Genomic DNA, 9,675 nt, shown 5'->3' with positions numbered 1-9,675 from the left:
GACGCGAAGAGGGCCACGGCGATGTCGCCGGGAGTGCCGGGGCGGCCGGTGGAGGTCTCGGCGATCAGGCGGGCGCGGCGGTCGTCGTCCAGCGCCTCGCCGAAGAAGTCGGTGTCCTCGACGTAGCCCGGCGCGACCAGGTTCACCGTGATCCCGCGGGGGCCCAGCCGGCGGGCCAGGTCGTGGGCGTACGGGTGCAGGGCGGCCTTGGAGGCGGCGTAGGCGCCGCTGCCCGAACCCCGGTACGCGGCGATGGAGCTGAGGAACAGCACCCGGCCGCCCGGTTCGGCGAGCCGGTCCTTCAGGGCCTCGGTGAGCAGCACGGCGGTCAGGGTGTTGATCCGGAAGTTGACCAGCCAGTTGTCGGCGACGAGGTCGAGCGGATCGTCCCGCTCCACCCGGGGCTCCAGCCGCCCCGACCCTCCGGCACTGTGGATCAGCACGTCCACCGCCCCGAGCTCGTCGGCCACGAACCGGGCGACTCCCCGCACGCCCGCCACGTCGCTCACATCGGCGGCGTACGTCAGCGCACCCGGGACCTGCGCCCTGCGCAGCACCTCCTCCCGCCGCCCGAGCAGCAGGACCCGGTCCCCGCCGTCCGCGAAGGCCCGTGCCGCGGCGAGTCCGATCCCCGTACCGCCCCCGCTGATGACGACGTTGCGACTCATGGTCCGAGCGTACCCACGCGGACCGCGGATCACCTCAGGCTGCGTACGTCCAGATGGCGCAGTACCCGGTCCACGACCTCCGGGTCGGCCCCCGGCTCGCTGCGCGCGGCCAGCACCTCGTGGCGCGCCGCGCTCAGCATCTCGCTCTGGATCCGCCGCGCCCGCTTCAGCCGCCGCTCCCGCTTGTCGTGCCCCTCCCGGCGCTCCTCGTCCCCCATCTGCGGGCTGATCCGCAGCCCGATGTCGAAGGCCCGCCGCAGCATCTGCTCGGACAGCTCCTCCGGCAGGTCCTCGACCGCCTCGATCTCCCGCAGCCGCTTCCTGGCCGCCTTCGAGGCGCGCGCCGCCAGCTCCTCCTCGAACGCCTTCTCGCGCCCGGTGTCCGCCCGCACCCCCAGCCGTCTGACCAGCCACGGCAGCGTGAGCCCCTGGAACACGAGCGTCGCCATGATCACCGCGAAGGCGATGAACACGATCTCGTCCCGGTCGGGGAACGGCGCACCGCTGTCCGTCTTCAGCGGAATGGCCAGCGCGAGCGCCACCGACGCCACCCCGCGCATCCCGGACCACCACATGACGACGGTCTCCCGCCAGGTCGTGGGGATGTCCTCGTCCCGGTCCCGCCGCGCGTGCAGCCGTTGGGTGAGCCAGGTCGCCGGCAACAGCCACAGCAGCCGTACGAACACCACCACGCCCACGACCACGCCCGCCCAGCCGAGCAGCTCGCCCCACCGGCCCGACGCCGTGTGCAGCGCGTTGTGCAGCTCCAGGCCGACCAGCCCGAACGCGATCCCGGTGACCAGCGTGTCCACGACCTCCCAGACCGTGTGCCCGGCCAGCCGGGTCAGCACGTCGTCGGCGTCGGCGGCGTACTCGGACAGGAACAGCGCGGTGGTGAGCACGGCGAGGACACCGGAGCCGTGCAGCTCCTCGGCCAGCACGTAGGAGGCGAACGGCACGAGCAGCGTCAGCCCGATCTGCAGGGTCGTGTCCTCCAGCAGGCCCAGCAGCTTGTTCGCGGCCCAGCCGATCGCCAGGCCCACGGCCACCGCCACCACCGCGGACAGCACCAGGTCGAGCCCGGCTCGCCAGGCCGAGAACTCCCCGCTGACGGCGGCGGCGATCGCCACGTGGTAGAGGACGATGGCCGTGACGTCGTTGAACAGGCCCTCGCCCTCCAGGATCGACACCAGGCGGCGCGGCAGCCCCAGCTGCCCGGCGACGGTGGTCGCCGCGACCGGGTCGGGCGGCGCGACCAGCGCGCCGAGGGCCACCGCGGCGGCGACGGAGAGCCCCGGCACGATGCCGTGCGAGACGACGGCCACACAGAAGGTGGTGACGAACACCAGCGCCACGGCCAGCAGGAAGATCGGCCGTTTGTTCGCCGTGAACTGCCGCCAGGACGTGCGCCGTACGGCGGCGTAGAGCAGCGGCGGCAGCAGGGTGGGCAGGATCAGGCCGGGCGGGATGTCGACGTTGGGCACGAAGTCGAGCAGCGCGAGGCCGATCCCGAGCAGCGTCATCAGGATCGGTGCGGGCAGCCCGAGCCGGTCCCCGAGCGGGACGGTGATCACAGCCCCGAGCAACACGATGAACAGCAGGGCCAACTGATCCACGCTCAGCGCTCCCGCGGGTCGGACGTTCACACGGCAGACTTCAAGCCTGCCACGCCACCCCGCTGACCGGCCTTTTCCGGACCGCGGGCTACACCGCGCGCCGCATCGCCCGGTGCGGGATGCCCGCGTCGGGGAACTCCGGCCCGTACGCCGTGTACCCCAGCCGCTCGTAGAAGCCGAGCGCGTGGGTCTGCGCGTGCAGGTCCACCGCCGTGAGGCCACGCGCGCGTGCGGCGTCCTCGAGGGCGCGCACCAAGGCCGCGCCGACGCCCAGCCCACGCGCGTCCTGGAGGACGGCGAGCCGCCCCAGGGAGCCGGTCGACGGGTCCCCGCCGGTCTTCGCGGCGGCCGCCTCGCCGTGCAGCAGCCGCCCGGTGCCGAGCGGTGTGCCGTCCTCGCGGACCGCCAGCACGTGCACGGCCACGGCGTCGTGGGCGTCGTACTCGATGTCCTGCGGGACGCCCTGCTCGACGACGAAGACCTCCTTGCGGACCGCGAAGCACGCCTCCCGGTCGGCGGGGTCCTCGGCGACGCGCACCTCGTACGGCGTGCTCATGCGTAGGTCTCCTCGCGGACCTGGTCCAGGGCCTTTCGCAGGTCCTCGGGGTAGTCGCTGGTGAACTCCACCCACTGGCCGTCGCCGGGGTGCTCGAAGCCGAGCCGTACGGCGTGCAGCCACTGGCGGGTGAGCCCGAGCCGCTTGGCGAGCGTGGGGTCGGCACCGTAGGTCAGGTCGCCGACGCAGGGGTGGCGGTGGGCGGCCATGTGGACGCGGATCTGGTGGGTGCGGCCGGTCTCCAGCTTGACGTCGAGCAGGGAGGCCGCGCGGAAGGCCTCGATCAGGTCGTAGTGGGTGACGGAGGGCTTGCCGTCGGCGGTGACCGCCCACTTGTAGTCGTGGTTCGGGTGCCGGCCGATGGGGGCGTCGATGGTGCCGCTGGTCGGGTCCGGGTGGCCCTGGACGAGGGTGTGGTAGCGCTTGTCGACCGTGCGCTCCTTGAACTGGCGCTTGAGCGACGTGTACGCGTACTCGGACTTGGCGACCACCATCAGGCCGGAGGTGCCGACGTCGAGGCGGTGCACGATGCCCTGGCGCTCGGCGGCGCCGGAGGTCGAGATGCGGTACCCGGCGGCGGCGAGGCCGCCGATGACCGTCGGCCCGGACCAGCCGGGGCTGGGGTGCGCGGCGACGCCGACCGGCTTGACGATCACGACGACGTCCTCGTCGTCGTGCACGATCTCCATGCCCTCGACCGGCTCGGCGACGACCCGCACGGGCGCGGGTGCCTGCGGCATCTCGACCTCGAGCCAGGCCCCGCCGCGCACCCGCTCGGACTTGCCGACCGCCGTGCCGTCGACCAGCACCTTGCCCGCGGCGGCCAGCTCCGCCGCCTTCGTACGGGAGAAGCCGAACATGCGGGAGATGGCGGCGTCGACGCGCTCGCCCTCCAGGCCGTCGGGCACGGGCAGGGTACGGATCTCGGGAATCGTGCTCACCCCGTCGAGTATGCCGGACGGGTCCGGCAGCCCCGTACGCGCGGGCCGTTGCCTCAGCCCTTGTGGACGGTGCCGTCCGGGTCCAGGCCGCGGAAGGAGAGCAGCACGATCAGGATGCCGCCGCAGACGATCGCCGAGTCGGCGAGGTTGAAGACGGCGAAGTGCTTGGGCGAGATGAAGTCGACGACCGCGCCCTCGAAGACGCCGGGCGCGCGGAAGATCCGGTCGGTGAGATTGCCCAGCGCACCGCCGAGCAGCAGGCCGAGCGCGATGGCCCAGGGCACGCTGTAGAGCTTGCGGGCGAGGCGGGTGATCACCACGATCACGGCGGCCGCGATGACCGTGAAGATCACAGTGAAGGCCTCGCCGAAGCCGAAGGCCGCGCCCGCGTTGCGGATCGCCTCCAGCTGCAGCCAGTCGCCGATGATGCGGACCGGCGGGCGGTGCTCCAGCCTGGCGACCACGATCATCTTGCTGACCAGGTCGAGGACGTAGGCGACGGCGGCGACCGTGAACAGCACGGCGATCCGGCGCGGGCCGCGGGGCTTGTCCTCGGCGGTGCCGTCCTGCGGCCCGTCCGCGCGGGAGGAGGTGCCGGGGGTCCCGGCCGTCTCGTCCACCGCCCTGCCCGCCGCCGTGCGGTCGGTGCCGGGGCCGTCGGCCGGGGTCCGTGCCCCGTCGGCCCCGGACCGCCGGCCGGGCACGGCGTTCCCGCCCGGCCGCTCCTGCCCGGCCCCTGCCGCGTGCGGGGTGTCCGGCGTACCGATGATGCGCTCCGCCTCTGCCACGTGAGTCCCTCGACCTAGGTACCTGACTGAGAGACGAGACTACGGCACGCCTCGGACCGCGATCAGTACCGGCGTTCCTGCTTCTGCTTGCACTCCACGCACAGGGTGGCCCGCGGGAAGGCCTGCATGCGGGCCTTGCCGATGGGCTTGCCGCAGTTCTCGCACAGGCCGTAGGTGCCCGCGTCGAGCCGTTGCAGGGCGTGCTCGGTCTGGGTGAGCATCTCGCGCGCGTTGGCGGCCAGCGCCATCTCGTGCTCACGCGTGATGTTCTTGGTGCCGGTGTCGGCCTGGTCGTCCCCCGCACCGTCGCCGGAGTCCCGCATCAGGCCCGCGAGGGACTCCTCGGAGGAGCTGATCTCGGCCCGCAGTCGCTCCATCTCGGACTGCAGTTCCGTGCGGGCCTCGGCGACCTCCTCCGGGGTCCAGGGGTCCTCGCCCGGGCGCACCGGGAGGTCGCCCGGCTCCACCGCCGCGACGAGGCGTGCCTTGGGAACGGCGGTCTTCGCCGCCGCGGCCGTGCCAGGAGTCTTCTTCGCAACCACCGTCGTGGCTCCCGTCTGCTTCGCGGCCCGAGCCGCGCCCACCTTCTTGGCCGTCCTCTTCCTGCCCGCGCCTTCCCCGGAAACACCCCGGGTCTCCACGGCTACGGCACCGTGACCACCGGCGCCGGCCCCGGTCTCCCGGGCGGCCGCCTTCCCGGCATGGGCCTTCCCGCCGACCGCTTCACGCGCGCGTGTCCTCTCGGCGGGCGTCTTCTCGGCGGGCGGCGCTTCCTTCTCCGCCGTGGGCCCTGGAGACGTCTTCTTGCGGGCGGCCTTCCTTCCGCCGTCCTCCTTGCCGACGGCCTCCCGCGCGGCGGACCTCTTCGCGGCGGTGCCCTTGGTCCGGGGTTCCCTGGTGGCGGCCCCCTTCGCCGCTGGCTCCGGCTTCTTCGGGGCCGCCGTCCTCGGCGTGGTCCCCTCCGGTGGGGACTTCCCCGCCGTGGCCCTCTTCGCGTCCGCCTTCTCCGCATCCGCCTTCTTCGCGTCCGCCCTCTGCGCGGTTGCTTTCTTCGCGTTCGCTTTCTTCGCGCCCGCCTTCTTCGCCGCCGTCCTCCGCGCACCCTCCGCGGAAGGTGCCTGCGTGGCCTCGACCGGCCCGGGTGTGAGCGGTTTCCTCATGGCCGCTGCCTCCTTTGCGGCCGTGACTCGGGCCACCGTCCGAGTGGTCTTCCTGGCCGCGCCGCCGGTGACACCGGTGCTCCGGGACCTGCCGGACGCCGACTGCTCGGCGGTCTTCTTCGCCACCATGGCCGCGGCCCCTTCACATATTGTGATCTTGTTCGCGAATCGTGCTGGGACGATAAATCGACTTGAGTCCCGCGGCAACGGGGCACGCCGCCCGATTCGCCCGCCCCGCGCGTGCCGCGGGGCCGGCATGCATGCGTTGTGCCCAGCTCTTCGCCGGGTAATCCGACCAGCCGTGCGTCCTGCGATCCGGACGGCCCGCCGTGCCATTCGGGTCAGCGCCCGCCCGGGAAAACCGGTCGGCCGCTGCCCCCGGGGCGCCGTACACTGGGCGGAGCGAGAAGCGTGGATGGGGACGAGTAGCGGCGTACGCAGCCCAGAGCGACCCGGGGACGGTGCGAGCCCGGGGGCGAGCGCGACGTGAAGATCACCCCGGAGCCGCCGGAAGAACACCCCAGGGACAACCCGAGGGGCCAGTAGAACCGGCATCGCGTCCCAATGAGGGGGCTCACCGGAGCGTACGGCGCACCGGGGGGCCAAGGAGGGTGGTACCGCGGGAGCGCGCCGCACACGGCGTGAGGCAACAAAGGCTCTCGTCCCTCCGACGGAAGGCAGCACATCCGTTGGAGGAAGCTCGTTGAGTACGCAGCCGCAGTACCGCCAGGTGCCCGCCCAGGTCGACCTGCCCGCGCTCGAGCACGCGGTGCTCGACTTCTGGCGCGAGCAGAAGATCTTCGCCAAGAGCCTGGAGCAGTCCGAGGGCCGCCCCGAGTGGGTGTTCTACGAGGGCCCGCCCACCGCCAACGGCATGCCGGGCGCCCACCACATCGAGGCGCGCGTCTTCAAGGACGTCTTCCCCCGCTTCCGCACCATGCGCGGCTACCACGTCGCCCGCAAGGCCGGCTGGGACTGCCACGGCCTCCCGGTGGAGCTGGCGGTCGAGAAGGAGCTCGGCTTCTCCGGCAAGCAGGACATCGAGGCGTACGGCATCGAGGAGTTCAACGCCAAGTGCCGTGAGTCGGTGACCCGTCACACCGACGCCTTCGCCGAGCTGACGACCCGCATGGGCTACTGGGTCGACCTCGACGACGCCTACTGGACCATGGACCCCGAGTACGTGGAGTCGGTCTGGTGGTCCCTGAAGGAGATCTTCGACAAGGGCCTGCTGGTCCAGGACCACCGCGTCGCCCCCTGGTGCCCGCGCTGCGGCACGGGCCTGTCCGACCACGAGCTGGCCCAGGGCTACGAGACGGTCGTCGATCCGTCCGTCTACGTCCGCTTCCCGCTCACCTCCGGCCCGCTGGCCGGCCGGGCCGCGCTCCTGGTGTGGACGACCACGCCCTGGACGCTGGTGTCCAACACCGCGGTGGCCGCGCACCCCGAGGTGACCTACGTCGTCGCGACGAACGGCGAGGAGGAGCTGGTCGTCGCCGAACCGCTCGTCGGCAAGGCGCTCGGCGAGGGCTGGGAGACCACGGGCGAGACCTTCACCGGCGCCGAGATGGAGCGCTGGACGTACCAGCGCCCGTTCGAGCTGGTCGAGTTCCCGAGCGTCAGCGAGGGAACCGATGGGCACAGCACCGAGCCGGCGCACTACGTGGTCAACGCCGAGTACGTCACCACCGAGGACGGCACGGGCCTGGTCCACCAGTCCCCCGCCTTCGGTGAGGACGACCTGAAGGTCTGCCGCTCCTACGGCCTGCCGGTGGTCAACCCGGTCCGCCCGGACGGCACGTTCGAGGAGGACCTGCCGCTGGTCGGCGGCGTCTTCTTCAAGAAGGCCGACGAGAAGCTCACCGAGGATCTCGGCGCCCGCGGCCTGCTCTTCAAGCACGTGCCGTACGAGCACAGCTACCCGCACTGCTGGCGCTGCCACACCGCGCTGCTGTACTACGCCCAGCCGTCCTGGTACATCCGCACCACCGCGATCAAGGACCGGCTGCTCCAGGAGAACGAGAAGACCAACTGGTTCCCTCCGAGCGTCAAGCACGGCCGGTACGGCGACTGGCTGAACAACAACATCGACTGGGCGCTGTCCCGCAACCGCTACTGGGGCACCCCGCTGCCGATCTGGCGCTGCGAGGACGGCCACCTCACCTGTGTCGGCTCGCGCGCCGAGCTGACCGGGCTGACCGGCACCGACCAGTCGGGGCTGGACCCGCACCGCCCGTTCATCGACGACGTCACCTTCCCGTGCCCGCAGTGCGAGAAGACGGCCACGCGCGTGCCCGAGGTCATCGACGCCTGGTACGACTCGGGTTCGATGCCGTTCGCCCAGTGGGGCTACCCGTACAAGAACAAGGAACTGTTCGAGAGCCGGTACCCGGCGCAGTTCATCTCCGAGGCCATCGACCAGACCCGCGGCTGGTTCTACACGCTGATGGCGGTCGGCACGCTGGTCTTCGACAAGTCCTCGTACGAGAACGTCGTGTGCCTGGGCCACATCCTGGCCGAGGACGGCCGGAAGATGTCCAAGCACCTGGGCAACATCCTCCAGCCGATCCCGCTCATGGACCAGCACGGCGCGGACGCGGTGCGCTGGTTCATGGCGGCCGGCGGCTCGCCGTGGGCGGCCCGCCGGGTGGGCCACGGCACCATCCAGGAGGTCGTCCGCAAGACGCTCCTGACGTACTGGAACACGGTCGCCTTCCAGGCGCTGTACGCCCGTACGTCCGCCTGGGCGCCCTCCGAGGCCGACCCGGCCCCGGCCGACCGCCCGCTGCTCGACCGCTGGCTGCTCAGTGAGCTGCACGCGCTGACCGACCAGGTCACGCAGGCGCTGGAGGGGTACGACACCCAGCGCGCCGGCAAGCTGCTGTCCGCGTTCGTCGACGACCTGTCGAACTGGTACGTCCGCCGCTCGCGCCGCCGCTTCTGGCAGGGCGAGAAGGCCGCGCTGCGCACGCTGCACGACGTGCTGGAGACGGTGACCCGGCTGATGGCGCCGATCACCCCCTTCATCACCGAGCGGGTCTGGCAGGACCTGGTCGTGCCGGTGACCCCGGGCGCGCCGGAGTCGGTGCACCTGGCCACCTGGCCGGAGGCGGACCTGTCGGCGATCGACCCGGAGCTGTCGCAGCAGATGGTGCTGGTCCGGCGGCTGGTGGAGCTGGGCCGTGCCACGCGCGCGGAGTCGGGCGTCAAGACGCGCCAGCCGCTCTCGCGCGCGCTGGTCGCGGCGGTGGGCTTCGACTCCCTGGACCGGGAGCTGCACGCGCAGATCACGGAGGAGCTGAACGTCTCCTCCCTGGCGTCGCTCAGCGAGGTCGGCGGATCCCTGGTGGACACCACCGCGAAGGCCAACTTCCGGGCGCTGGGCAAGCGGTTCGGCAAGCGGGTCCAGGACGTGGCCAAGGCCATCGCGAACGCGGACGCGGCGGCGCTGTCGTCGGCGCTGCGGGAAGGCACGGCGTCGGTGGAGGTGGACGGCGAGACCGTCACCCTTGCCCCGGACGAGGTGATCATCACGGAGACTCCGCGCGAGGGCTGGTCGGTGGCGTCCGACGCGGGCGCGACGGTGGCTCTGGACCTGGAGATCACGGAGGAACTGCGGCGTGCGGGCCTGGCCCGGGACGCGATCCGCCTCATCCAGGAGGCCCGCAAGAACAGCGGCCTCGACGTGGCCGACCGCATCGCGCTCCGCTGGACCGCGACGGACCCGGCCACGATCACCGCGCTGACCGAGCACGCCGGTCTCATCTCCGAGGAGGTCCTGGCGACGGACTTCGCCCAGGGCGAGGCGGACGACACGTTCGGCGACACCTTCACCGACGAGTCCCTGTCCCTGACGTTCCGTCTCCGCAAGGCGTAGCCCTCCGGGGGCGGCCCCAGGGTTTTTCGCCCCCGGAGGGCTACGCCTTGCGGAGACGGAACGTCAGGG

At 72.1% G+C, this 9,675-nt stretch carries 7 protein-coding genes; 1 reads left to right on the top strand and 6 read right to left on the bottom strand.

Annotated features, from left to right (window positions below; translation table 11 throughout):
* From C1I97_RS23890 to C1I97_RS23865, 6 genes are all read right to left on the bottom strand, one after another.
* Positions 1 to 668, bottom strand: a 668-nt coding sequence (locus C1I97_RS23890) for an SDR family NAD(P)-dependent oxidoreductase (RefSeq protein ID WP_111005244.1), incomplete at its 3' end; no start/stop codon positions are given.
* A 29-nt stretch (positions 669 to 697) separates the two neighbouring features.
* Positions 698 to 2,284: a Na+/H+ antiporter gene (locus tag C1I97_RS23885; protein WP_111005243.1), complete on the bottom strand. Its 1,587-nt coding sequence runs from the start codon at positions 2,282 to 2,284 to the stop codon at positions 698 to 700.
* Positions 2,285 to 2,372: 88 nt separating this feature from the next.
* Positions 2,373 to 2,840, bottom strand: a complete 468-nt coding sequence (locus C1I97_RS23880) for a GNAT family N-acetyltransferase (protein WP_111005242.1) — start codon at positions 2,838 to 2,840, stop codon at positions 2,373 to 2,375.
* The gene (locus tag C1I97_RS23875; protein WP_111005241.1) at positions 2,837 to 3,781 is read right to left on the bottom strand and encodes an RluA family pseudouridine synthase; all 945 of its coding nucleotides are present in this window, start codon (positions 3,779 to 3,781) and stop codon (positions 2,837 to 2,839) included. The genes C1I97_RS23880 and C1I97_RS23875 overlap by 4 nt, the downstream gene beginning before the upstream one ends.
* Before the next feature lie 53 nt (positions 3,782 to 3,834).
* Positions 3,835 to 4,569, bottom strand: a complete 735-nt coding sequence (lspA, locus tag C1I97_RS23870; RefSeq protein WP_111005240.1) for a signal peptidase II — start codon at positions 4,567 to 4,569, stop codon at positions 3,835 to 3,837.
* A 62-nt stretch (positions 4,570 to 4,631) separates the two neighbouring features.
* The gene (locus C1I97_RS23865; protein WP_258382715.1) at positions 4,632 to 5,729 is read right to left on the bottom strand and encodes a TraR/DksA family transcriptional regulator; all 1,098 of its coding nucleotides are present in this window, start codon (positions 5,727 to 5,729) and stop codon (positions 4,632 to 4,634) included.
* Between the two features lie 703 nt (positions 5,730 to 6,432).
* Here C1I97_RS23865 and ileS point away from each other — a divergent pair.
* Positions 6,433 to 9,606 (top strand): isoleucine--tRNA ligase, encoded by a 3,174-nt coding sequence (gene ileS / locus C1I97_RS23855; RefSeq protein WP_111005238.1) that lies wholly within the window; start codon positions 6,433 to 6,435, stop codon positions 9,604 to 9,606.
* Positions 9,607 to 9,675: the final 69 nt, after the last annotated feature.

The organism is Streptomyces sp. NTH33 (assembly GCF_003236365.1).
Lineage (GTDB): Bacteria > Actinomycetota > Actinomycetes > Streptomycetales > Streptomycetaceae > Streptomyces.
The sequence above is the reverse complement of the archived record's forward strand: the minus strand, read 5'-3'. Positions and strand labels throughout refer to the sequence as shown.

Excerpts from the sequence above, each read along its gene's own strand:
- C1I97_RS23880 (WP_111005242.1), bottom strand. The coding sequence starts at position 2,840 with ATGAGCACGCCGTACGAGGTGCGCGTCGCCGAGGACCCCGCCGACCGG.
- C1I97_RS23865 (WP_258382715.1), bottom strand. The coding sequence starts at position 5,729 with ATGAGGAAACCGCTCACACCCGGGCCGGTCGAGGCCACGCAGGCACCT.